The organism is Streptomyces sp. NBC_00252, from assembly GCF_036187565.1.
Classification (GTDB): Bacteria; Actinomycetota; Actinomycetes; order Streptomycetales; family Streptomycetaceae; genus Streptomyces.
Map to the genome: position 1 here is coordinate 4,968,421 of NZ_CP108087.1, position 22,724 is coordinate 4,991,144.

The 22,724-nt window shown below is 72.7% G+C and carries 15 protein-coding genes; 4 read left to right on the forward strand and 11 right to left on the reverse strand.

Translation table 11 applies throughout. The annotated features are described in order from the left end of the window. Positions 1-425: 425 nt before the first annotated feature. Positions 426-977 carry a MarR family winged helix-turn-helix transcriptional regulator gene (locus OHT77_RS21695; RefSeq protein ID WP_266770783.1) on the reverse strand — a complete coding sequence of 184 codons (552 nt, stop codon included), beginning with the start codon at positions 975-977 and terminating at the stop codon, positions 426-428. Between the two features lie 118 nt (positions 978-1,095). On the opposite strand from OHT77_RS21695, the gene OHT77_RS21700 reads away from it, so the two are divergent. Further along, complete coding sequence (locus OHT77_RS21700; RefSeq protein ID WP_328830193.1) at positions 1,096-2,394, forward strand: MFS transporter; 1,299 nt, start codon at positions 1,096-1,098, stop codon at positions 2,392-2,394. Between the two features lies 1 nt (position 2,395). Here OHT77_RS21700 and OHT77_RS21705 read toward each other — a convergent pair whose 3' ends face one another. Further along, a complete protein-coding gene (locus OHT77_RS21705) occupies positions 2,396-4,054 on the reverse strand; it encodes an ATP-binding SpoIIE family protein phosphatase (protein ID WP_328830194.1) in 1,659 nt (552 codons plus the stop codon). Between the two features lie 132 nt (positions 4,055-4,186). Then, a complete protein-coding gene (locus tag OHT77_RS21710) occupies positions 4,187-5,554 on the reverse strand; it encodes an NAD(P)/FAD-dependent oxidoreductase (RefSeq protein ID WP_328830195.1) in 1,368 nt (455 codons plus the stop codon). A 377-nt stretch (positions 5,555-5,931) separates the two neighbouring features. Here OHT77_RS21710 and OHT77_RS21715 point away from each other — a divergent pair, with 377 nt between their 5' ends. Together OHT77_RS21715 and OHT77_RS21720 are read left to right on the forward strand one after the other, a co-directional pair. Further along, positions 5,932-6,702: a TetR/AcrR family transcriptional regulator gene (locus OHT77_RS21715; protein ID WP_328830196.1), complete on the forward strand. Its 771-nt coding sequence runs from the start codon at positions 5,932-5,934 to the stop codon at positions 6,700-6,702. Between the two features lie 538 nt (positions 6,703-7,240). After that, positions 7,241-9,181, forward strand: coding sequence for a sigma-70 family RNA polymerase sigma factor (locus OHT77_RS21720; protein WP_328830197.1), 1,941 nt, complete (start codon positions 7,241-7,243; stop codon positions 9,179-9,181). Between the two features lie 75 nt (positions 9,182-9,256). On the opposite strand, the gene OHT77_RS21725 is transcribed toward OHT77_RS21720, so the two are convergent. Beyond that, entirely contained in the window at positions 9,257-12,505 is a 3,249-nt protein-coding gene (locus OHT77_RS21725; RefSeq protein ID WP_328830198.1) for a BTAD domain-containing putative transcriptional regulator, read from the reverse strand. A 221-nt stretch (positions 12,506-12,726) separates the two neighbouring features. Here OHT77_RS21725 and OHT77_RS21730 point away from each other — a divergent pair, with 221 nt between their 5' ends. Next, on the forward strand, positions 12,727-15,732 hold the full coding sequence (locus OHT77_RS21730; RefSeq protein ID WP_328830199.1) for an AfsR/SARP family transcriptional regulator: 3,006 nt from the start codon (positions 12,727-12,729) through the stop codon (positions 15,730-15,732). A gap of 75 nt (positions 15,733-15,807) precedes the next feature. Here the strand turns inward: OHT77_RS21730 and OHT77_RS21735 are convergent, their stop codons facing one another. The 7 genes from OHT77_RS21735 to OHT77_RS21765 are packed head-to-tail and all read right to left on the reverse strand — an operon-like array spanning position 15,808 to position 22,698. Then, complete coding sequence (locus OHT77_RS21735; protein ID WP_328830200.1) at positions 15,808-15,960, reverse strand: hypothetical protein; 153 nt, start codon at positions 15,958-15,960, stop codon at positions 15,808-15,810. After that, on the reverse strand, positions 15,933-16,982 hold the full coding sequence (locus OHT77_RS21740; protein WP_328830201.1) for a phosphoribosylglycinamide synthetase: 1,050 nt from the start codon (positions 16,980-16,982) through the stop codon (positions 15,933-15,935). The genes OHT77_RS21735 and OHT77_RS21740 overlap by 28 nt, the downstream gene beginning before the upstream one ends. Beyond that, on the reverse strand, positions 16,979-17,194 hold the full coding sequence (locus tag OHT77_RS21745) for a tautomerase family protein (protein ID WP_266770767.1): 216 nt from the start codon (positions 17,192-17,194) through the stop codon (positions 16,979-16,981). Before OHT77_RS21745 ends, OHT77_RS21740 begins: the two co-directional genes overlap by 4 nt. A 1-nt stretch (position 17,195) precedes the next feature. After that, positions 17,196-18,173, reverse strand: coding sequence for a cysteine synthase A (gene cysK, locus OHT77_RS21750; RefSeq protein WP_328830202.1), 978 nt, complete (start codon positions 18,171-18,173; stop codon positions 17,196-17,198). A gap of 26 nt (positions 18,174-18,199) precedes the next feature. Further along, positions 18,200-19,465: an ATP-binding protein gene (locus OHT77_RS21755; RefSeq protein ID WP_328830203.1), complete on the reverse strand. Its 1,266-nt coding sequence runs from the start codon at positions 19,463-19,465 to the stop codon at positions 18,200-18,202. After that, positions 19,466-20,206 carry a hypothetical protein gene (locus OHT77_RS21760; RefSeq protein ID WP_328830204.1) on the reverse strand — a complete coding sequence of 247 codons (741 nt, stop codon included), beginning with the start codon at positions 20,204-20,206 and terminating at the stop codon, positions 19,466-19,468. It abuts the gene before it with no gap. Then, positions 20,203-22,698 (reverse strand): ATP-grasp domain-containing protein, encoded by a 2,496-nt coding sequence (locus tag OHT77_RS21765; RefSeq protein ID WP_328830205.1) that lies wholly within the window; start codon positions 22,696-22,698, stop codon positions 20,203-20,205. The genes OHT77_RS21760 and OHT77_RS21765 overlap by 4 nt, the downstream gene beginning before the upstream one ends. Positions 22,699-22,724: the final 26 nt, after the last annotated feature.

Below are 22,724 nucleotides of genomic sequence, written 5' to 3' on the forward strand. Positions count from 1 at the left end.
ACTCTATCAGACCGTTTCCGGTGCCGATTTCCTCGGTGCTTTCCAGGTTTCCGCTTCCGCGTTTCCCTTTCCGGCGGTTCCGACTCTATCAGATCCTTTCGGGCCTGACTCCCAGTCAGAGTGGGCTGCCTTCCCGGCTGTTGGGCCGTTCCGACGTCTCAAACCTTAGCCGATTCCCCCGGCGGAGTTCCAATCGAGTCCTAGGGACCTGATCGAACACAGTCGAGCCCAAATCGAATTGAATTCGGGCACGCCGAAATCAATCCCGTTGGGAGATCGTGCGGATGGTTTGGGTTGCCGCTGTCGCGGCGGAGGTGCTGCCGGAGAACCGTTACGGCTCGGCGGCAACCCGAAGAACTCTACGGATCGAGATGGGGTGTGTCAACCGCCCCTGTCAAGATCTTTTGCGCTGAACGGGTCGGCGGTCAGTCCAGGTCGCTCAGGCGCCCGCCGGCGTCCGGCTGGGCGTGCTCCACCCTGCGCAGCAGGCGGGTCAGGACCTCGCCGAGAGCCGTGCGCTCGTCCTGGGAGAGGTCCTGGAGGAGGTCCTCCTCGAAGACCGTCGCCATGCGCATCGCCTCCAGCCACTTGCCGCGGCCCTCGGGCGTCAGCTCGACGATCACGCGCACACGGTTGGACTCGTCCCGCTCCCGGGTGACCAGACCCTCGGCGACCATGCGGTCGATCCGGTGGGTCATCGCGGCCGGGGTGAGGCCGAGGCGCTTGGCGAGGTCGCTCGGGCCCAGACGGTAGGGGGCGCCGGCGAGGACGAGGGCCTTGAGGACCTCCCACTCGGCGTTGCTCATGCCGAGGTTCGCGGTCTGGCGGCCGTAGGCGACGTTCATGCGGCGGTTCAGGCGGCCGAGGGCCGAGACGATCTTCTCGACCTGGGGGTCGAGGTCCTGGAACTCACGCTGGTAGGCCGCGATCTGCTCGTCGAGTGTCGGTTCGCCGAGGGTGCCGGGGGTGTCGCCCATGGGCGCCAGTATGGCACGGGCCTGCTTGGCGTTGAAGTCCTTCTAGGTGTACTGTTTAGCTTCTAACTTTAGCTTCGAAGTCTTCGGCTCTAAGTAGTACCGGGACTGACCAACTCTCATGATTGAGGTGAACGTGACCAGGGCGATGGGCGCAGCGATGCGCCGGATCCACGTGGGAAACGCACTCAGCGCGTTCGGGCTCGGCTTCACGGTCCCGTACCTGTACGTCTATGTGGCGCAGGTGCGGGGACTGGGAGCCATGACGGCGGGTCTCGTACTCGCCGTCTTCGCCGTGGCCGCGCTGATCGTGCTGCCGTTCGCCGGGCGGGCCATCGTCCGGCGTGGCCCGCGGCCGGTTCTCATCGTCGCCCTGGTTCTGGCCGCCGTGGGGTCGATGAGTCTGGGGCTGGCGGGGAGTGCGACGGCCGTGCTGGTGTCGGCTGCGGCGCTCGGGGCCGGGCAGGCCGTGATGCAGCCAGCGCTCGCCACGATGATCGTGGACTGCTCCACGGCGGAGACGCGGTCGCGTGCCTTCGCGATGCAGTTCTTCCTGCAGAACCTCGGGCTCGGCGTCGGCGGGCTCATCGGCGGTCATCTGGTCGACACGACCAGCGCGTCGTCGTTCACGCTGCTCTTCGGCATCGAGTCGGCGATGTTCCTGGTGCTGGCCGGAGTGATCGCGACCGTGCGGATGCCGCACTCGCCCGCGATCGGTGACGCGCCCTCGCAGTCGGCCAAGGGTGCCTGGAAGCAGCTCCTCGGCAACCGGGCCATGGTGCAGCTGAGCGTGCTCGGCTTCGTGCTGTTCTTCGCCTGCTACGGGCAGTTCGAGTCAGGGCTGAGTGCCTACGGCGTCGAGGCCGCCGGTATTTCCACGTCCGCGCTCGGGACCGCGCTGGCCGCGAACACCGCGATGATCGTCGTCGCGCAGTTCGCGGTGCTGAAGTTCGTCGAGCGGCGCCGGCGCTCGCGCGTGATCGCGGTCGTAGGAATGATCTGGGCGCTCGCGTGGGTGACGGCCGGGTTCGCCGGGCTCGGGCACGGGAGTCAGGAGATGGCCACGGCGGCCTTCGTGTCGACGTACGCGCTGTTCGGGCTCGGGGAGGCGATGCTGTCGCCGACCGTCGCTCCGCTGGTCGCCGATCTGGCGCCGGAGGGGATGGCCGGGCAGTACAACTCCGCCTTCGCCCTGGTGAAGCAGCTCGCGCTGGCCGTGGGGCCCGCGGTGGGCGGGCCGCTCGGGGCCTCGCTGCCGGGGCCGTATGTCGTGACGTTCTTCCTGTTCTCGCTGGGGATCAGTGTCCTCGCCGTACGGCTGGGACGGCAGTTGAGCGTGGTGCAGGACCAGCCGTGGCGTGCGAAGGGGAGCCTGGTCGTGGCGCGCGGGAGTGTCGAGCCCGTGGGTGTGGAGGCATAGGTCAGGCCGGGGCCGTCTTGGGGAGTACGAACTCGCACCAGACGGCCTTGCCTCCGCCGGGGGTGCGGCGGGAGCCCCAGTTCGAGGCGATCGTCGCCACGATCGCGATGCCTCTGCCGGACTCGTCGGCCGGTTCCGCTCTGCGGCGGCGGGGCAGGTGGTCGTCGCCGTCCGTCACTTCGACGATGAGGCGGCGGTCCGTGCGGCGCAGGCGCAGGCGCATGGGCGGGGTGCCGTGCTGGAGGCTGTTGGCGACCAGTTCGCTGGCCGCCAGGACGCCGAGGTCGTGGAGTTCGGTGGGGAAGCGCCAGCTGGTGAGGACCCCGGAGGCGAAGGCACGCGCGCGGGGGGCCGCTTCCACTCCGCCGAGCAGCTCCAGGGCCGCATTGCGGAAGAGGTCGCCGGAAGGGCCGCTGCGGGCCGGGTGCTGGAGGACCAGGACGGCCACGTCGTCGTCGTGGTCCGCGGTGACGCCGAGCGAGCGGACCAGGCGGTCGCAGACGACCTGGGGGGTGCCGGTCGCGCCGGCCAGGGCACGCTCCAGGGAGGCGATTCCCTCGTCCAGGTCCTCGTCCCTGCGCTCCACCAGGCCGTCCGTGTAGAGGACCGCGGTGGAGCCGGGGCTGAGGGGGATCGAGCCCGAGGCGTGGATCCAGCCGCCGGTGCCGAGCGGGGGGCCGGTGGGTTCGTCGGCGCGCTGGACCGTGCCCGTCTCGTCGCGGACGAGGATCGGGAGGTGGCCCGCGGAGGCGTACACCAGGCGGCCCTCGTTCGGGTCGAAGATGGCGTACACGCAGGTGGCGATCTGGTTGGCGTCGATCTCCGTGGCGAGGCCGTCCAGCAGCTGGAGGACCTCGTGCGGGGGCAGGTCGAGGCGGGCGTACGCGCGGACGGCGGTGCGGAGTTGGCCCATGACCGCCGCCGCGCGGACGCCTCGGCCCATGACGTCGCCGATGACCAGGGCGGTGCGGCCGCCGCCGAGGGTGATCACGTCGTACCAGTCGCCGCCGACCGCGGCCTCGGTGCCGCCGGGCTGGTAGGTGGCGGCGATGCGCAGGTCGTCGGGTTCTTCGAGTTCCTGGGGGAGCAGGGAGCGCTGCAGGGTCACCGCTGTTTCGCGCTGGCGGCGTTCGCTCGCGCGCAGGCGTTCGGCGGCCTCGGCGTGGTCGGTGACGTCGGTGGCGAAGATCAGGACGCCGCCCTCGGCGCTGTCGGCGCTCTCGGCGACCGGGGTGCACGTGAACGTGTACGAGCGGCCGCCAGGCGCCTTGCGGGACTTGAGGGTGCGGGGCTTGCCGCTGCGCAGGACCTGGTCGAGGAGCGGGAGCAGGCCCAGTTCGTCCAGCTCGGGGAGTGCCTCGCGGGCCGGGGCGCCGAGGGGGCGGGTGCCGAAGGCCGCGGCGTAGGCGTCGTTGACGTACGCGATGCGCTGGTCGGGGCCGTGCACCAGGGCGACGAGGGCCGGGACGCGGTCGAGGACCTCGCGGACGGGCAGGTCGTCGACGGCGGGGACCATCGGCGGCTCGTCGGTGAGCTGCTCGGCGCGGGCCGCGGGCACGGAGCCCTCTCCCCGCCGGTCCGAGGTGACCGTGTGGTCGGTCCGGGCTGCGGCGCGGCGCTGCGTTCCGGGGAGTCGGGCGCTCCAGCGCGTGAAGTTCACAGTGGGGAAAGCCTCTTGGGTGAGAAGGGCGAGCGTGGGCCCGCCCGAAGTCGTGGACCAGTCTGGCAGTGTGACCGAACCGGGCCGACATTCGTCAGACGCCGGGGTGGCCGGTGGAGTTCCTCGGTCCGGTCAGTTCGACCCCTTCGGGTCGTGTGGAGGCTTTCCACCGGCCGCGAGTTCGAACTCGGCTCGGGGGTGTTCGAGTGAGCCGAGGGAGACGATCTCCCGTTTGAAGAGCCCCGCCAGGGTCCATTCGGCGAGCACACGGGCCTTGCGGTTGAAGGTGGGGACCCTGCTCAGGTGGTAGACGCGGTGCATGAACCAGGCAGGGTAGCCCTTCAGCTTCCGGCCGTAGACCTGCGCGACGCCTTTGTGCAGTCCCAGGGAGGCGACCGAGCCGACGTACTTGTGGGCGTACGTCTCCAGGGGCTCGGCGCGCAGGGAGTGCGCGATGTTGTCGCCGAGGATCTTGGCCTGGCGTACGGCGTGTTGGGCGTTGGGGGCGGTCTCGGTGCCGGGTTCGGTGGCCGTCACGTCGGGGACGGCGGCCGCGTCTCCCGCTGCCCACGCGTGCGTGGCGCCGTCGATCGTCAGCTCCGGGGTGCACTTCAGGCGGCCGTGGGAGTTCAGCGGGAGGTCGGTGGCGGCGAGGACCGGGTGGGGTTTGACGCCGGCCGTCCACACGAGGGTGCGGGTCGGGAACTGCTGGCCGTCGCTGAGGACGGCGACCCGGTCGACGCAAGACTCGAGGCGGGTCTCCAGGAGGACCTGGATGTTGCGGCGGCGCAGCTGGGTGACCGTGTAGGTGCCCATCTCCTCGCCCATCTCGGGGAGGATGCGGTGCGTGGCCTCGACGAGGATCCACTTCAGGTCGTCGGCGTCGATGTTGTGGTAGTAGCGCACGGCGTAGCGGGCCATGTCCTCCAGTTCGCCGAGCGCCTCGACGCCGGCGTAACCGCCTCCTACGAAGACGAAGGTCAGGGCCGCGTCGCGGATCGCGGGGTCGCGGGTGGAGGAGGCGATGTCCATCTGCTCGATGACGTGGTTGCGCAGGCCGATGGCCTCCTCGACGGTCTTGAAGCCGACGCCGTGTTCGGCGAGACCCGGGATCGGGAGGGTGCGCGAGATCGAGCCGGGCGCCAGGACGAGTTCGTCGTACGCCAACTCCTCGGTGCCGGTGCCCTCTTCCTCGGTGGCGAGAGTGCTGAGGGTCGCGGTGCGCTTGCCGTGGTCGATGGCGGTGGCCTCGCCGATGACGACCCGGCAGCGGTCGAGGACACGGCGCAGCGGGACGACGACATGGCGGGGGGAGATCGAACCGGCGGCGGCCTCGGGGAGAAACGGCTGATACGTCATGTAAGGGTCGGGGCTGACTACGGTGATCTCGACCTGCCCGCGCTTGATTTCACGTTTCAACTTCTTCTGAAGGCGCAGGGCCGTGTACATCCCGACGTAGCCGCCACCGACAACGAGAATGCGCGCGCGTTCCTTCACCATCCCATGACGCACCCGGCGCTTGAGTTTGTCCACAGCCTCGACAAATTGTGTGACCGGCGAGGGAGGGTGCGCGGGGGTGCCGAAAGTGCCGTCGTTCAGGGCAGGTTCGCAGGTCAGCGGGGGTGATCGGGGTGGTGCTCCGGGGTGCAATCGGGACGTATGCGACCCGTACTCCGATCGGGGGGCGCTCCGTGCGGAACCTGCCCCTTCTGAATTGACCCCCTCTCAACTATGTTCGTGTGTCGACGGGGTGAAGGGGGATGTGCTCAGCGGGTCCGCGAAGAGCGAGGCTCGCGAACCGGGCTTGTCTCACGATGCTCCGGCTGCCAATGGCGGGGAGTCTCCGGGGGGAGACGTCATTAACCGGGGGAACGTGTATGCATATTCAGGACTCTCATTGGACATCCGCGTCAGCCATCGCATCCGGCGGCGCGGTCGGAGCGGCGGGGAACGGACGCGGGGACACCTCGCGGACGACCCCGTTGCGGGTGGACGCACAGCGCAATCTGGAGCACGTACTGCGCGCGGCGCGTGAGGTCTTCGGCGAGCTGGGTTACGGCGCGCCGATGGAGGACGTGGCGCGGCGCGCGCGGGTCGGTGTCGGGACCGTGTACCGGCGCTTTCCCAGCAAGGACGTCCTGGTGCGGCGGATAGCTGAGGAGGAGACCTCCCGGCTGACCGACCAGGCGCGGTCGGCGCTCGGGCAGGAGGACGAGCCGTGGTCGGCGCTGTCGCGCTTCCTGCGGACGTCGGTGGCGTCGGGGGCGGGGCGGTTGCTGCCGCCGCAGGTGCTGCGGGTCGGCGTCGCCGATGAGGGGGAGGGTGCGGGCCTTCTCGACGAGGCGCGGGTGCCGCAGCAGCGGACGCAGCCGGGGGCGGGTGAGCTGCGGCTGGTTCCGGAGGACTCTGCGGGGGCTCTGGGGTCCGCGGAGTACGACGCCGGGGCGACCGCGCTGCTGGAGGTTGTGGGGCAGTTGGTCGATCGGGCTCGGGCCGCGGGGCAGTTGCGGGCGGATGTGTCCGTGTCGGATGTGCTGCTGGTGATTGCCACGGCTGCGCCCTCGTTGCCGGATGCGGCGCAGCAGGCGGCGGCGTCTGCGCGGTTGCTGGACATCTTGTTGGAGGGGTTGCGGTCTCGACCCCTGTGAGGTGGCGGGCCTTTTGAGGTGGCGAGCCCTTTGAGGTGGCGGGCGTCTTCTGGGGGCTGCGCCCCCAGACCCCCATCGGCCCTGAAGGGGCCTCGTCCTCAAACGCCGGACGGGCTGATTATTCGCGGCCTGCGTTGAAAAGCGCCGGACGGCTGAGCAATGCCGGCCTGCGTTGAAAAGCGCCGGACGGCTGAGCGATGTCGGCCGGCGTTGAGGGGTGCCGGACGGGCTGATCAACGTCGACCTTCGTCGGCAGGTTGACCCGTTCCCCGGTGACTCGAATAGGTGACTGTGGGGCGGGGGTGCCTTGGTGCCCCCGCCTCGCCGCTCACCCGGGAGCATTTCGGGTGGCTGGGTCAACTGGCCGCGTGGGGGCGACAGTTGAGGCTTCCCCGGACGGGTGAACGCTAGTACTGCGTTGCGGGAAGTCCCCACGGATGAGTGGAAGGTCTGTGGGACGGGGTCCTGAACAAAAGCCAATATGGCACGCTGACCCGGTGTTCGGGACTGGCTGGGCAGGCGGCGGGGGCTTTGCGCGATGAGCGTTGACGGGCGTGACGAGTCACTGGGTGACGGTGACGCGGAGGCCGGTGGGCTGACCTCACCACAGGTGCCCAGTCAGGGTGGACCCAGCGGTGCCGTTCCACACGGTGGTGCCGTCCCGCACGGGGGCGACCCGGACGAGGGCAGCGTCCCGCCGCAGCGTGAGGGCAGTGTCCTGCCGCCGCCGTTGCCGCCGCGGGAGATGCCCGCCGCCGACGCCTCGCTGATCGAGCGGATGCGCGCCGGAGACGACACGGCGTACGAGGAGCTGTACCGGCGCCACGCGGACGCCGTGCGCCGGTACGCCCGTACCTGCTGCCGGGACGCGCACACCGCCGACGATCTGACCGCCGAGGTCTTCGCCCGGATGCTCCAGGCGGTGCGCGGCGGTTCGGGGCCCGAGCACGCCGTACGCGCGTATCTGCTGACCTCCGTCCGACGGGTCGCCGCGAACTGGACGAAGTCGGCGAAGCGCGAGCAACTCGTGGACGACTTCGCGGTGTTCGCGGCGCAGTCCGCGCGGGTGTCGGAGGTGTCGGACGACGACACCCTCGGCCTGGGTGCCGACGTGCGGGCCATGCACGAGGCCGAGCAGTCGATGGCGATGCGGGCCTTCCGGTCGTTGCCCGAGCGGTGGCAGGCCGTGCTGTGGCACACCGAGGTCGAGGACGAGTCGCCGAGCGAGGTCGCCACGCTCTTCGGGCTCGACGCCAACGGCACGCGCGTGCTGGCCAGCCGGGCCCGTGAGGGGCTCAAGCAGGCCTATCTCCAGGCCCATGTCAGCGCGACCCTCACCGACGACGAGGAGTGCGCGCGCTACGCCGACCAGCTCGGCACCTACGCCCGCCGCCGGCTGCGCACGCGAGCCGAGCGGGGGCTGCGCAAGCACCTGGAGGAGTGCGCGAAGTGCCGGCTGGCCGCGCTGCAGATCGAGGAGGTCGCCAGCGGTATCCCGGCGGTCGTCCCGGTCGCGGTCATCGGCTGGTTCGGTGCCGCCGGGTACGCGAAGGCGGTCGCGCTCATCGCCGGTGGTGCGAGCGCGGGCGCGGCCGGTGCCGCGGGTGCCGCGGCCGCCGCGGGCGGGAGTTCGTCCGGCGGTGCGGGTGCCGGGGGCGCGGCCGCCTCCGAGGGGCTCGGCGCCCCGGTGAAGGCGGGCATCGCGGCCGGAGTGGTGGCCACGGCGGCAGCGGCGGCGATCGCCCTCGCGCTGGCCGGCAGCACCCACACCCCCGCGAAGAAGCCCGAGGCGAAGCCGGCGCCCTCGTCCTCCCCGGTCGCCAAGCCGGAGTCGACGCCCCCGACGCCCCCGAAGAAGCAACCCGGCCCGGAACCGGCGGTGTTGAGGCCCGACCCGACCCCCACTCCCACCCCGAAGCCGACCCCGAAGCCCACCCCCCGGCCGACCCCGAGCCCGACCCCGAAGCCCACCCCGCCCCCGAAGCCGACCCCCAGGCCGACCCCGAAGCCCACGCCGACCCCGACCCCGACGCCCCCACCCGCGCCGACGATCTTCCAGGTCAGCGAGCTCTCGTACGACGTCAACGGCGACGGCACCACCCCGGAGATCCGGCTCGGCGGCAGCAGCTGGGTGTGGCAGCGCTACGGCGTCTCGATCGGCGGCGCGCGCTACACCCACGGCGCGACCGTGCACGGCCGCTCCTCCGTGACGATCGACCTCAACCGTCCGTGCGTCTCCTACGACGCGACGGTCGGCGTCGACGACATGATGCTGGGGATCGGGCGGGTCTCGTTCTCGGTGTACGCCGACGGGGTCCGGCTGTGGCGGTCCGGGGAGATCTCCGGCGGGGACCGGGCGGTGCCGGTCCATGTGGACCTCTCGGGGCGCAGGACCGTACGGCTCGTGGTCGAACCGCACAGCTCCTTCGACAAGCTGGCGCTGGCGGACTGGGCGGAGTCCAAGTTCACCTGCCAGTAGGGCGCGTGGCCGCCTGGTGCGTGCCCACCGAGTGCCCGCCCGCCGGGCGTCCGCTCCCTGGGCACCGCCTCGGCGCTACGCCGGTGCGGGCAGCTCCGCCAGGATCTCGTCCATCGTGAGGGTCTCGCCGCGGGCCCGCTCGGCGGCGTAGCGCTCGGCGCCCAGTGCGGCGCGGGCGGTCGCCTCGGTGCGGTCGGCGCCGACGCGTTCCGGCATGGGGCGCGGGTGCGGGCCGCGTCGGCGGTCACCGGCGGCCAACAGGCGGGCGGCGCGCGGGAGTTCGCCGAGGTCGGCGGAGAGCAGGGCCGTGTGGTCGACCAGCATGGCGATCACGGCGTCGGCGCAGTGCTGTTCGACGGCCTCGCGCAGGGTCGCGGTCATCATCGCGAGCCCGCGCTCGGGGCCCGACTCGGCGGCCGCGATCAGCGCGGAGACGGCGTGCAGGCCGGCCCTGAACTGCGGTGGGGGCGTGCCCCGTTCGCTCTGTGCCGCGGCCTGGTCGCTGAACTCCCGGGCGCGGGCGATCTCCCCGTCCTCCAGGGCGATGTGGGCGCGCAGCATCAGGACGAAGGCGCGGGCGTCCGGTACGCCGTGCCGGTCGGCCTCCGTGGTGGCCTCGTCGAGGCCGGCGAGGGCGCGGTCGCGGTCGCCCGCGCGGAAGGCGAGTTCGGAGAGGCGGGCGATGAGGAAGGGGGTCTCGGTGTAGGCGCCGACCTCGTAGGCCAGCTCAAGTGCCTCCTCGTAGGCCGTCTTCGCCTCGTCGAAGTGGCCGCGGATCATGGCGGCCTCGCCGACCGCGCTGGAGAACTGGGCGCGGACCCAGCGGTCGCCGACGCGCCGGCAGAGGACCTGCAGGGTGGTGAGGTCGTCGTCGATGCCCGCCATGCCGCCGGGTGAGTCGACGAGGAGGTGGGTGCGGAACATCAGCAGGACCGCGTTCTCCCAGTCGCCGCCGTGGACACGGACGTTGGCGACCGCGGCCTCCATGGCGGGGCGGATGTCCATGGACTCGGTGATGAAGTAGGCGGTGAGCGGCCAGATGAGTCCGGGCATCCGGGCCGCGTGCGGGCCGCCCGCGGCGAAGTGGCCCTGGATCAGCTTCATGTACTGCACCATGCGCTCGTCCGGCAGGCCGTCCGCCGTACGGCCGAGGAGCTCGGACTCGGCCCGCAGGAAGAGGTTCAGCAGCCGGAGGTTCATCCGCCGGCCGTGCAGGGGGTGGCGGGCGTCGGCCTCCGGGTCGGCGAGGTAGGAATCGACGTAGCTCTCGTCCGGGTCCTGGTCGGGGCTCTCCGTTGTGGTGAGGGCGAGGACGCGGAGGACCCAGTCGGCGCCCTCGGGGCGGTAGTTGCGCAGCCACCAGAACCAGCCGACGGCGAGGACGAGGGCGCCCGCCTCCGCCTCGTCGCGGTCGGCGACGGAGCGCGCGAGGGCCGCCCGGATGTTGTCGAGCTCGGTCTCCAGGCGGGCGATCCAGGGGAGTTGGTCCCAGGAGCGCAGGAGCGGCTCGGCGGTCTCGACGAGGGCGCGCACCCACGCGCGGTGCCTGTGCTCGGCCGCGGTGCGCAGGTCGGGGGTCTCGGCGGCGCGCTCCACGGCGTACTCGTGGATGGTCTCCAGCATGCGGTAGCGCATGCCGCCGTCGGTCTCGCCCGGGGTGGCCACGATCAGGGACTTGTCGACGAGGGAGCCCAGGAGATGGGCCGCGGGGCCGGTGCACACGGTCTCGGCGGCCGCGAGGTTCCAGCCGCCGGCGAACACGGACAGCTCGCGCAGGGCGGTGCGCTCCGGTTCGTCGAGCAGGTCCCAGGACCAGTCGACGACGGCGCGCAGGGTCTGCTGGCGGGGCAGGACCGTGCGGCTCCCCGAGGTGAGGAGGCGGAAGCGGTCGTCGAGGCGGTCGGCGATCTGGCGCGGGGTGAGCAACCGGAGCCGGGCGGCGGCCAGTTCGATGGCGAGGGGCAGGCCGTCGAGGCGGCGGCAGATCTCCGCGACGGCGTCGGTGTCCCGGAGCACGGTCCGCGCGTCGGGGCGGACGGTGGCGGCGCGCTCCGCGAAGAGGCGGTGGGCCTGGTCGGGGACGAGGGGCTCGACCGGGCGCACGGACTCGCCGGGGACGCCGAGGGGTTCGCGGCTGGTGGCGAGGATGGTGAGCCGCGGGCAGCGGGTCAGGAGGGTCTCGGCGAGGTCGGCGACCGCGCCGATGACATGTTCGCAGTTGTCGAGGATCAGGAGCCGGGCGCGCGAGGCGCAGTGCTCCACGAGCAGGGCGACCGGGTCGTCCTGGGTGGTCATCAGCTCGGTGGTCCGCAGGGCGGTCTCGCGCAGGCCGAGGGCGCTGACCACCGCGCCGGGCACCGCCTCCGGCCGGTCGAGCCGGGCCAGCTCGACGAGCCACGCCTGCGGGAGCGAGGCCGCGGCCTCCTCGGCGAGCCGGGTCTTCCCGGAGCCGCCCGGTCCGGTGAGGGTGACGAGGCGGGCCCTGTGCACGTCGGAACGGATGGCGGCGATCTCGGGTTCCCGGCCCACGAAGGAGGTGAGCCGTGGACGCAGGTTGCCGTCGCGCTCGGCACGCCCCGGCGCGGGGGCCGTCGTAGTCGCGGGTGCTGTCGACGTGAGCAACTCCGCGTGCAGCGACCGGAGTTCCGGCCCCGGGTCGGTGCCGAGCCCCTCGGCGAGCGCGCGCCGGACCGTCTCGTAGGCGGCGAGCGCGTCGGCTCCGCGCCCCGAGTCGCGCAGGGCGCGGACGAGGAGGGCGTGCAGGGGTTCGTCGTAGGGATGGGCTGCGGTCAGTTCCTTCAGTTCCGGTAGGGCGTCGGCGGCGCGGCCGAGCAGCAGGTCGGCCGCGATCCGGGCGCGGGTCGCCTCCTCGCGCAGGGCGTCCGGGCGGGCGGCGGCGGAACGGTCCGGCAGGTCGGCGAGCGCGGGGCCGCGCCACAGGGCGAGCCCGTCGCCGAGGTCGCGGGCGGCGGCGGGGGCGTCGCCCCGGTCGAGGGCGGCCGTGCCCCGGCGTACGAGGTGTTCGAAGACGTACAGGTCGACGTCGTCGCGGGTGGCCGCGAGGCGGTAGCCGCCGGGGTCGGAGGCGACGGCGTCCTTGCCGAGGGTGCGGCGGAGGCGGCCGACGAGGGCCTGGAGGGCGGCCGGGGCGTCCTGGGGAGGTTCCTCCGCCCACACCTCGTCGATCAGGGTGGTGAGGGGGACGACCCGGCCCGGGTGCAGGGCGAGGGCGGCGAGCAGGGCGCGCAGCCGGGCGCCGCCGAGGGGCAGGGCGGTGCCCCGGCTGTCCTCGGCCCGGGTACTGCCCAGGATTCTGTACCGCACCGGACCATTGTCGCCGGGTGCGCGGGCCGGGGTCACGGCGTTTCCCGGCGGGGCGGCGGATGGGGTGGTTTGCGGTGTGCTGCCCATCACCTCCCGGATCGGTGCAACGACTGTGTGTGAACAGTTAATGTCCGTATACAGCCAAAGCCCTCACCTGGGCCTAGGCTGCGCAGCGGAGCCCCCACCTGGGCTTCGGCATGTTTTTGGGGGCAGGGGACGCGTTGACCGGAGCAGCACCGCAGGCGGTGCACTTCAACATCCTGGGCGCGCTGGAGATCTGGGCGGACCAGCAGCGGCTGCGGCTCGGCGGGCCGATCCAGGAACGGGTCCTGGTCACCCTGCTGCTGGAGCCCGGACGTGTCGTGCCGGTAACACGTCTCGTCGAGGCCGCGTGGAACGAGGGGCCGCCCGCGACCGCCGTCCACCAGATCCGCAAGGCCGTCGCCGATCTGCGCCGCCGCATACCCGGCGGGGCCGGACTGCTGGTCACCGACGGGCCCGGCTACCGCGCCGCCGTCGCCGACGAGCAGGTCGACCTCAGCCGCTTCACCCGGCTCACCGGCGAGGCCCGCGAGCAGTTCGCCGCCGGGGCCGCCGCCCAGGCCGCCGACCTGCTGCGCCGGGCCCTCGCGCTGTGGCGCGGCCCGGTCCTCGCGGGCTCCGGGGGCACCACCCTCGCCGCGGCCGCCACCGCCCTCGACGAACGCAGGCTGGCCGCCGCCGAACAGCTCTTCCAGCTCCGTCTCGATCAGGGCGAGAGCCGCGAACTTGTCGTGGAGCTACGCGAGTTGATAGTCGAGCATCCGCTGCGCGAGACCCTGCGCGGCCAGCTGATGCTCGCCCTGTACCGCTCGGGCCGCGCGGCCGAGGCCCTGGAGGAGTTCGGCCGGGTGCGGGACGTGCTCGTCGCGGAACTCGGCATCGACCCGGGCCCCCGGCTGACCAAGCTGTACGAGGCGATCCTGCGCGACAGCGACGAGCTGACCGGCCCCGAGCCGCAGCAGCCCGCCACCGTCCCGCAGGCCCCCGTCACCGCGCCCTCCCTGTCCACGCTCCCCTACGACCTCTCCGACTTCACCGGCCGCGAGGAGGAGCTGCGCACACTGCTGCGGCACGCCGCCGAACCCTGCGACGGGACGCGGATCGTGGCCGTCGACGGCATGGGCGGCAGCGGCAAGACCTCCCTCGCGGTGCGCGCCGCCCACCAGCTCGCCGACCAGTACCCGGACGGGCGGCTCTGCTTCGACCTGCGCGGCTACTCCCCCGGCGAGGAACCCCTGCAGCCGGCCGCCGTGCTCGGCGCCCTGCTGCGCACCCTCGGCGTCCCCGACCAGCGGATCCCCGAGGACGAGGGCGGCCGGGCGGCGCTGTGGCGGGCCACCCTCGCGGGCCGGAGGGTGCTGCTCCTGCTCGACAACGCGGGCGACACCACCCAGGTACGGCCGCTGCTGCCGGCCTCCCCCGGCTGCCTGGTCCTGGTCACCAGCCGGGCCCGGCTGATGGACCTGGACGGCGCCGAGTGGATCTCGCTCGGGGTGATGCCGCCCGAGGAGAGCCTGACGCTGCTCGCGGAGACACTCGGCGAGCGGCGGGTGGCGGCGGAACCGGAGGCGGTGGCCGAACTCGCCGAGCTGTGCGGCCACTTGCCGCTGGCCCTGCGGATCGCGAGCGCCCGGCTGCGCAACCGCCAGCGCTGGACCGTGCAGTACCTGGTGGACCGGCTGTGCGACGAGACGCGGCGGCTGGGCGAGCTGAGTTCGGGCGAGCGCAGTGTCGCGGCGACGATCCAGCTGTCGTACCAGGCGATGGAGGAGGAGCACCGCAGGGCCTTCCGGCTGCTCGGGCTGCATCCGGGGACCGAGGTCGACGTGCACTCGGGCGCCGCGCTGCTGGGCACGGACCGGCGCACGGCGGAGGACATCCTGGAGCGGCTCCTCGACGTGCATCTGGTGCAGCAGCACACGCTCGGGCAGTACGCGCTGCACGATCTGGTGCGCAGCTTCGCGCAGAGCCTGCGCACGGACGCCGCCCGGGCCACCGACCACGCGGCGCTCGAGCGGGTCCTCGACTACTACGTGGCCGCCTCCGAGCAGGCGTGCGCGGTGCTGTTCCCGCGCCGGGCCCGGCATGCCACCCCGGCCCCCGCCGACGTGGCCGAACTGCCGCCGCTGCACGAGGTGGAGCAGGCGCGCGGCTGGTTCGACCAGGAGCACTCGGCGCTGCTGTCGGCGGTGATCGTCGCCCACGAGCAGGGTCTCGACGTGCAGACCGGGCAGCTCGCCCGCAACGCGATGTTCTATCTGAACCTGCGCGGCTCGTTCGACGAGTACGAGAACGTGGCCGTCCTCGCCGTGGCCTCCGCCCGGCGGCTCGGCGACCCCTCCGCGCTGCGCGCCGGGCTGTCCAACCTGACGTCCTCGCACTGGAAGCTGGGCAAGTTCCGCGACGGTCTGACCTCGGCGCGGGAGGCGCTGGAGATCGCGCGGGCGGCCGGTGACATCCACGGACAGGCGGTCAGCCTCGACCAGTTGGGGCTGCTGCACAGCTGCCTCGGCCATCTGAAGGAGGGCCGGGACAACCTGGTCCGCAGCATCGAGCTGCACGAGAACGCGATGCGCAAGGAGATGGCCCTGTGCAACCTCAGTACCGTCTCCGCCTGGCTCGGCCGGTACGCGGAGGCGGCCGTCGCCGCCGAGCAGGCCGTCGAGCTGCGCCGCTCGCTCGGTGAGCCGGTCAGCCAGATCCCGGCCCTGAACGACCTGGCGATCGCCCTCCTCGGCCTCGGCGAGCCCGAGCGGGCCCGCGCCTGCCTGGAGCAGGCGATGTCCGTGGGCGACGAGTCCTCGTTCCCGGAGGACCTGGCCCTCACTCTCGCGCTCGCGGCCGACGCCGAGCAGCGCCTCGGGCGGCAGCGCACCGCGTCGGCGTACGCGGAGCAGGCCCTCGACCTGGTGCGGGAGCGCGGTACGGCGCTGCGCTGCTGCGACGTCGAGAACATCGTCGGCCGCATGCACCGCCAGCGCGGCGCCCACGCCCAGGCCCTGGAGCTGCACCGCAGCGCCGCGCGCCGGGCCGGTGCCATCGAGTACCGGGTGGAGCTGGCGCGCGCCCACGACGGCATGGCCCACGCGGCCGCCGCGCTGGGCGACGGCGCCTCGGCCCGCCTGCACCGCACCCGCGCGGACGACCTGTTCGCGTCGATGGACATGCCGGAGGGCACGGGCTGAACACCCCGTCGCCTACGACAGTGCCCCGCATCCGGTGCGTCCGGGTGCGGGGCACTGTCGTGCCGTGGGCGGCCGTCAGCCGGTGATGAAGTCCGGCCCCCCGTTGTTCATCGCGCCCGCGACCACCGTGTCGGGTCCCCCGTTGTTCGCCGGAACCACCGTGGCCCCCCAGCCCAGTGCCAGAACCGCCGCCACGATCCCTATGAGCCCGACCGTCTTCCTGCGCATCGTTCTTCCCCCCTGTGGTGGTGATGTCGTTCGACGTCCCTCATGCTGTCGTCGAGCGATCCCGAAGCGATACCGCTCGGATACCGTCGGTCATCCTGCCGCCCGGCGAGCGCGCGGAACAGCCTCAGTTCGGGGTCGGCATCGGCGCCCGCGCGCGCCGGTTCGGGGCCGCGCCCGGCGAAGGACGCCTCGGCGGCGACCACCCGGGCGCCGCCCGCGGTGAGCACGAGACGGGTGTACGCCGGTCCGGCGCGGTAGTCCGCCAGGTCGAGCAACGCCCGTGCCGCCGCCCGGAGTTCGGCCCGGGCGGGGGCGCCCAGCGGGGCCGGGTAGAGCTCGGTGACGGGACCGTCGGCCTGGTGGTGGGCGGTGATGGCGAGGACGTGGTGGGCGCCGTCGACCGTCAGGGTGTGCACGCCGAAGGCGGGTCCGGCGAGGTACTCCTCCAGCAGATAGGGGCCGGGGGCGGCGTCAGCGGCGCGCCGGGCCGTCCAGGCGGCCAGATCGCCGGGGCAGGTGATCCGGGTGACGTGGTGCGTGCCCGCCGCGTCGGTCCGCTTGACGACCAGCGGGAGCCCCAATGTCCTGACCAGCGCCGGGACTTCGGCGACCGACCGGGCCACCCGGGCGCGGACGGGCGAGCGGCCGTTCTCGTTGAGGAGGCGGCGCATCGCGGTGTGGTCGCTGATCCGCCGCACGGACTGGGCGGTGGCCGAGGCCGGTCCCGCCGGGTCGGCGGCGGCCAGGGCGGCCAGGCTGCGGCGCCGGTCGTCCAGGTGCAGGACCTGGGCGATGCCGTGCCGGCGCGCGGTCCTGCCCAGCAGGGCGGCGAGGCCGGCCGGGTCGCCGGTGTCGGTCAACTGCACTCCCTGGGAGAGCCGTTCGGTCTCGGCGAGGCAGTGCGGTGCGCACAGCGCCGGGTCCTGCACCGACCAGACCCGGAACCCGGCCGTCACGGCCCTGACCACCGAGGTGTGACAGGGCCGGACGAGGAGCAGCCGCCGGTCTGCTCCGCACCTCATGTGCCGGCCGGTGACCGGTCCAGTCCGACGAGTTCGTCGGCGAGGGTGCCGCCGCTGCCCCAGTGGTCGTGCGCCACGTCCCGGACGAGGACGGTCACGGCCTCCTTGGGGCAGCCCGCGATCCGGGAGGCGGTGGCGGTCAGTTCGGCCACGAGCTCGGCGCGCGCGGCACGGTCGTTGCCCTGCCACCAGTCGACGGTGATCACCGGCATGTCAATGCTCCTTGCAAGAAGGGGTGTTGGGGGTGTGGCGAGGGGCGGTGTCCGTGTCGTCCTGCCACAGGCTCAGATAGCGCTCGCCGGTGTCGGGCAGCACGGTGACGACGGTCCGGCCCGCGTACTCGGGCTTGGCGACGAGCCGGGCGCAGGCGTGCACGGCCGCGCCGGACGAGACGCCGACGAACACGCCCTGCCCGCGCGCGAGTTCACGTGCGGTGTGCAGGGCGTCCGCGTCGGTCACGGTGACGACCTCGTCGATGAGGGAGACATCGGTGGTGGCGGCGACGAACCCGCCGTTGAGGCCGGGGATGCGGTGCTGCCCTGCCGAACCGCGGGACAGCACCGGGGAGTTGTCCGGCTCGACGGCGACGACGTGGACGGCCGGGTTCTGCTCCTTGAGGTACCGGGCGATGCCGGTCAGGGTGCCGCCGGTGCCGACCCCGCACACCAGGACGTCGACCTGGCCGCCGGTGTCCGCCCAGATCTCGGGGCCGGTCGTCTCGTAGTGGGCGCGGATGTTGTCCTCGTTCTCGTGCTGCCGGGTGAACCAGGAGCCGGGTGTGGCCGCGTGGATCTCCTCGGCGCGGGCGATCGCGCCCTGGTAGCCGGCCTCGCGCGGGGTGCGGACGACCTCGGCGCCGAGCGCGCCCAGCAGGGCGACGCGTTCGGCGGTGGCGCTGTCGGGCAGCACGATCACACAGCGGTGGCCGCGCGCGGCGGCGAGGGCGGCCAGCGCGATGCCCGTGTTGCCGGAGGTGGCCTCCACGACCGTTCCGCCGGGCCGGAGTTCGCCGCGTTCCTCGGCGGCCCGCAGCATGAACAGGGCGGCCCGGTCCTTGATGCTGGACAGCGGGTTCACGGACTCCAGCTTGGCCAACACCCGTACGTCGTCGGCGGCTTCGTCCATACGCAGCCGAACCAGGGGTGTTGAGCCGACCAGGTCGGCGATGCTGTCGGCGATGGGCTGGGGCACGGTGTCCTCACGTGGGTCGGAAGGGATCAGGCGTCTTCGAGCACGAGCTGCTCAAGGAACCAGGTCTCGACCTGCCGCAACCGCGCCTCCACGGTCGCCCGGTCGGGCCCCGAGACCAGCACCGTGCACAGGAAGTCGGACGAGGTCCGGGCCGCCGCCAGGGTCTGGCCCGGCTGCACGAACACCCGGAAGCGCTCGACCCAGGGAAACTCCGGCGGTACGGCGTCGGGTACGGCGGCGACCCGCCCCGGCCGCTTCATCAGCACCAGCTGGCCGGTCATGGTGCGCGGCACCGGCCGTTCGCCGGACGGCAGTTGCTCGACGGCCACCGGCAGGCCCAGCTCGGCGCGCAGCCAGCTCTCCGTGGGGTCGGCGCCGAACAGCAGCGTCACGATGTCGCGGATCGCGGCACCGCCCGTGCGGCAGGCGATCTCGCAGAGCACCAGCTCGTCGTCGGGCGTGTGGAAGACCTCGGCGTGGAAGGCGAAGTTCTCCGGCCCCGGCAGCGCCGCGAGCAGCCGCTCGGTGAACGCGAGCAGGCGGTGCGCCAGCGGGTCGTCCACGTCGAGGGTGAGGTCGATCCGGGGCCCGGTGTCGGTGGCGAACGTGGCCAGCGCGTACTGGTACTGCGAGGGCCAGGCCAGCGCGAGCCGGCCGTCGAGCACCAGGCCGTCGATGTGGCAGAGCGGGCCGGGGACGTACTCCTCGGCGATGAGGTTCGGCAGGTCGGGGCCGTAGAGGTCGAAGTCCTCGGCGAGGTAGGTGTCCAACTCCTCGCGGCTGTCCAGGATATGGAGGCCGACCGAGCCCGCGCTGTCACGCGGCTTGAGGACCACGGGGAAGCCGTGTTCGTCGGCGAACGCGACGATGTCGGTCGCCGTCTCCATCTCCCGGTACGCGGCCACCCGCACCCCGGCCGCCGCCGCCAGCTCCTTCATCAGGGACTTGTCCCTGAACGGTAGGACCGTCTCGGTGCGTTGACCGGGCAGGCCGAGTATCTCCCGCAGTACGGCGGCCCGTTCGAGGTCCCGCTCGTGCGGGGCGACGACGTGGGTGACGCCGTACTCGCGGGCGAGGTCCAGCGCGCGTTCCTCCAGCCGGCCGCTCGTGTCGTAGCCGTCGACCGACTCGGTGTACGCGTATCCGGCGCCGGACAGCGGGAGTTGCTCGCCCACCCGGTCCAGGTTCTCGCGCGAGGCGAGCAGCAGGACGTCTCCGGCGTGGTCGGCGAACCAGGTGTCGTAGGGGACCGCGTGCAGCGAGCCGACCTGGTGCAGGACGAGAACACTCATTCAGACCGCCTCCGCGCTTTCCAACTGCCGTGCCTGCGCGTCCACGAGGTGGCGTGCGTCGGCGGTGTCTCCCGTGTACCGGACGATGTCGACGCGCCAGGTGCCGAGTGCGTCCTGTACGGCCTCGACCTCGAACGGATGGCCCGGCATGGCGGGCAGCGCCGCGAGGGCCGCGTCGGTGGCGGGGTTGCCGGGGCCGCGGTGCCGGGGTCCGGTCGTCGCGGGTTCGACGGTGAGCCCCGCGGTGGCGGCCGTGTCGCCCTCGGCGAGACCGCCCCGGGCGAAGGCACGCAGCGCGGTCTCGTCCGCGAGCCCGGCGACGACCGCCCGCTCGGGGCCGCGCCTCCGCCGCACCACCAGGGGATATCCCCAGGTGTGGGCGGCCCGGTACAGGTCGGGGATGGTGGCGGCGGGCGCCCGGGGTACGACGGGCACTCCCGCGGCGCCGAGCAGGTCGGCGGCGCGGATCGCGTCGGCGCCGACGACGGCCTCGTCCCGGGTCTGCCCGGGGAGACCCAGCCGGTCCCGGAGCGCGCCGGCGCGGATCTGGTCGTCGGGGTGCAGGGCGACCAGCGCGGTCACGTGGGTGTTCGACGCGAGGCTCAGGACGGCGAGTTCGGCGGTGGCGGAGGCCGAGTCGGCGGCGGTGGTGGAGGAGTCCACCACGATCGCGTCCCCGCCCAGCCACTCCCCGTACGGCAGCTCCCCCAGGGACCGCCGGTGCAGTACGACGACCGTCATGCCCGGTCCTCCCCTTCCATGCGGACCGTGAGCCCGGTCGCGACCAGTTCCTCGCACAGCAGGACCGCCTTGTCGGTGTCCGGGCCGGTGACGGCGATCAGGCCGAGCCGGTCCCAGTTGTCGCGGGCCGCGCGCAGGACGGAACCCTTACGGGCCGCGATGTCGACGGCGAGGACGTCCGGGTGGGCGCGGAGTTCCTCGGCGCCGGTGATCTCGGCGACCGTGCCGGGGCGTCCCAGCAGTCCGCGTACACAGCCCGCGGCGCGTGCCTCGGGGCGGGCGGGCAGCGGCTCGACCAGGCCGAAGGGCCAGGCGATGGCGTACCGCACGAGGTCGATGCCGTAGGCCGCCTCGACGAGGGTCTGGATGCGGCCGCCGCCGTTGCGGTTGTGGCCCTCGATGACGAGGGGCCCGCGCGGGGAGAGCCTCAACTCGGTGTGCGCGGGGCCGTCCTTGAGGCCGACCGCGTCGAGGAACGCGGCCACGGCCGCCTCGATGCGCCGTTCGTCCTCGGCGCGCAGCCTGGCCGGCATCGCGTGACCCAGTTCGGCGAAGTGGGTCTCGTCGACGAGTTTCTCGGTGATCGCGACGACGACGTGCCGGCCGCCGAAGCTGAAGGACTCGATGCTGTACTCGGGCCCCGGGATGTACTCCTCCATGAGGTAGCCGCCGACCTGGTAGAGCGTGGTGCCCCGGTCGACGCCGTCGGCGCGCAGCGTCTCGATGTGCCGCCACACCTCGTCGACGTCCTCGGGCCCCGACACCTTGAAGATGCCGAACCCGGCGGTCAGGTCGGTGGGCTTCACGACGAACGGGTAGCCGTGCGCGGGCCCGAACGCGGCCAGGCTGTCCCGGTCGGTCAGGGGTCCGGCGCCGATCGCGAACTCCGGTGCCACCTGCGCGAGATGGCGGCGCATCGCGAGCTTGTCGCGGAGCAGCCGTGCCGTCTCGTGGCCGGTGCCGCCGAGCTCGAACAGGTCGTTGATCCGGCCCGCGATCTCCAGGCCCGGTTCGGTCAGGGAGAGCGCGGCGGCGAAGTTCCACACCTGGTGGGCGGCCCTGGCGAGCGGTTCCACCACGGCCCAGTCGGTGAAGTCGGCGACGAAGGTGACTTCAGCGAGCTTCGCCTGTTCCGGGTCGAACTTGTCCTTGTGCTGGATCAGGATCACGTTCAGGCCGAGCGACTTGGCGATCCGCAGCGGCTCGGTGAGATGCCCGAGCAGCAGCAGGGTGCGCTCGGGGACCATCGGCTGCGTGGTCCCCGGCTGTACGGCGTTCAGCCGCGCCGAGGTGTACGTCACCGTCAGCAACTCCTGCGCCGCCCGCGCCCGTTGCTCGGTCTCCCGGGCGTCGGCTCCCTCGACGACCACGAACCCGTGCCGGCTTCCGGAGTGCACCGTGACGGGCAGCTCGTCGCCGGGGCCGTAGGGGAACCGCAGGTCGTGGACGTACGCCAGCTCACCGATGGCGTCCTGTCCCTGGACGTGGTCGATGCGGCCCGGCTCCAGCTGGAAGAAGGAGATCGCCGCCGAGCGCTCGACGGGCCCCGGGGTGACGGGTCGCCCGGCGAGCGCCTCGAAGATCGCGGCCTCGATGTCGAAGCCGGTGGCGATGCGGATCAGGTGCGGGATGCGGTCGCCGCCGAGCCGGGCCTGCGACTCGACGATGCGCGGGCCGTCGGCGGTCAGGATGATCTCGGTGTGGGCGGGCCCGAAGCGGTGCCCGGCCGCGTCGAGCAGTGCCGTCACCAACTCGCCCATGTCGGCGGCGGTTTCGGCGGGCAGCGGCGCCGGGAAGAGCTGGCCGGTCTCCACGAACAGGTCGCCGTCGGTGACCTGCTTGGCGGTGATGCCGACGACCTGGTGGACCCCGGCCGCGCTGAGCGTCTCGACGCTGAACTCGGGGCCGTCGAGGAACTCCTCGACGACCACGGGACCGTCGTAGGAGAAGGTCTGCAACTCCTGTTGCCAGGCGCGGAGTTCGTCGGGGGTGCGGACCAGGCGGACGCCCGCGCTGCCCTGGAGGCGGGTGGGCTTGACGATCGCCGGGTAGCCGAAGTCCCGCAGGAGTGCCGGGACTTCGGTGGGGGTGTCGGTGCTCGCGCTGCGCATCGGGGAGAGGGCGTGGGCGGCGAGGAGTGCGCGCATCGCGGCCTTGTCGTTGAGGCGGCGGACGGCCTCGGGCGGGTTGAGGGCCAGGCCCAGGGCGTCGGCCTCCAGGGCGGCCGGGAGCATCGTGGACTCCTTGCCGAGGTGCAGGACGTGGGCGACGTCGTGGGCGCGGGCCGTCTCGCGGACCAGAGTGCGCAGGGCGGCCTCGTCGGTGAAGTCGGCGTGGAGCAACTCGACCGAGTGGCTTGCCACTTCGCGCAGGTAGTCCGGCGTCTGGAGGGTCGGGTCCCAGATCGAGACGACCTCGAAGCCGGCGGCCACGGCCTTCTCCACCAGCTGGCGGTACGGCTGGACCATGAGGATCCGGTGGTTCTCGGTCACTGCTGGGCCCTTTCAGGAAGATGCGC

What these genes read in the sequence shown, in the direction of transcription:
- OHT77_RS21695 (WP_266770783.1), bottom strand. Translation starts at nt 977, where the DNA reads ATGGGCGACACCCCCGGCACCCTCGGCGAACCGACACTCGACGAGCAG.
- OHT77_RS21700 (WP_328830193.1), top strand. Translation starts at nt 1,096, where the DNA reads ATGATTGAGGTGAACGTGACCAGGGCGATGGGCGCAGCGATGCGCCGG.
- OHT77_RS21710 (WP_328830195.1), bottom strand. Translation starts at nt 5,554, where the DNA reads ATGGTGAAGGAACGCGCGCGCATTCTCGTTGTCGGTGGCGGCTACGTC.
- OHT77_RS21715 (WP_328830196.1), top strand. Translation starts at nt 5,932, where the DNA reads ATGCATATTCAGGACTCTCATTGGACATCCGCGTCAGCCATCGCATCC.
- OHT77_RS21720 (WP_328830197.1), top strand. Translation starts at nt 7,241, where the DNA reads ATGAGCGTTGACGGGCGTGACGAGTCACTGGGTGACGGTGACGCGGAG.
- OHT77_RS21735 (WP_328830200.1), bottom strand. Translation starts at nt 15,960, where the DNA reads ATGCGCAGGAAGACGGTCGGGCTCATAGGGATCGTGGCGGCGGTTCTG.
- OHT77_RS21740 (WP_328830201.1), bottom strand. Translation starts at nt 16,982, where the DNA reads ATGAGGTGCGGAGCAGACCGGCGGCTGCTCCTCGTCCGGCCCTGTCAC.
- OHT77_RS21745 (WP_266770767.1), bottom strand. Translation starts at nt 17,194, where the DNA reads ATGCCGGTGATCACCGTCGACTGGTGGCAGGGCAACGACCGTGCCGCG.
- OHT77_RS21755 (WP_328830203.1), bottom strand. Translation starts at nt 19,465, where the DNA reads ATGAGTGTTCTCGTCCTGCACCAGGTCGGCTCGCTGCACGCGGTCCCC.
- OHT77_RS21760 (WP_328830204.1), bottom strand. Translation starts at nt 20,206, where the DNA reads ATGACGGTCGTCGTACTGCACCGGCGGTCCCTGGGGGAGCTGCCGTAC.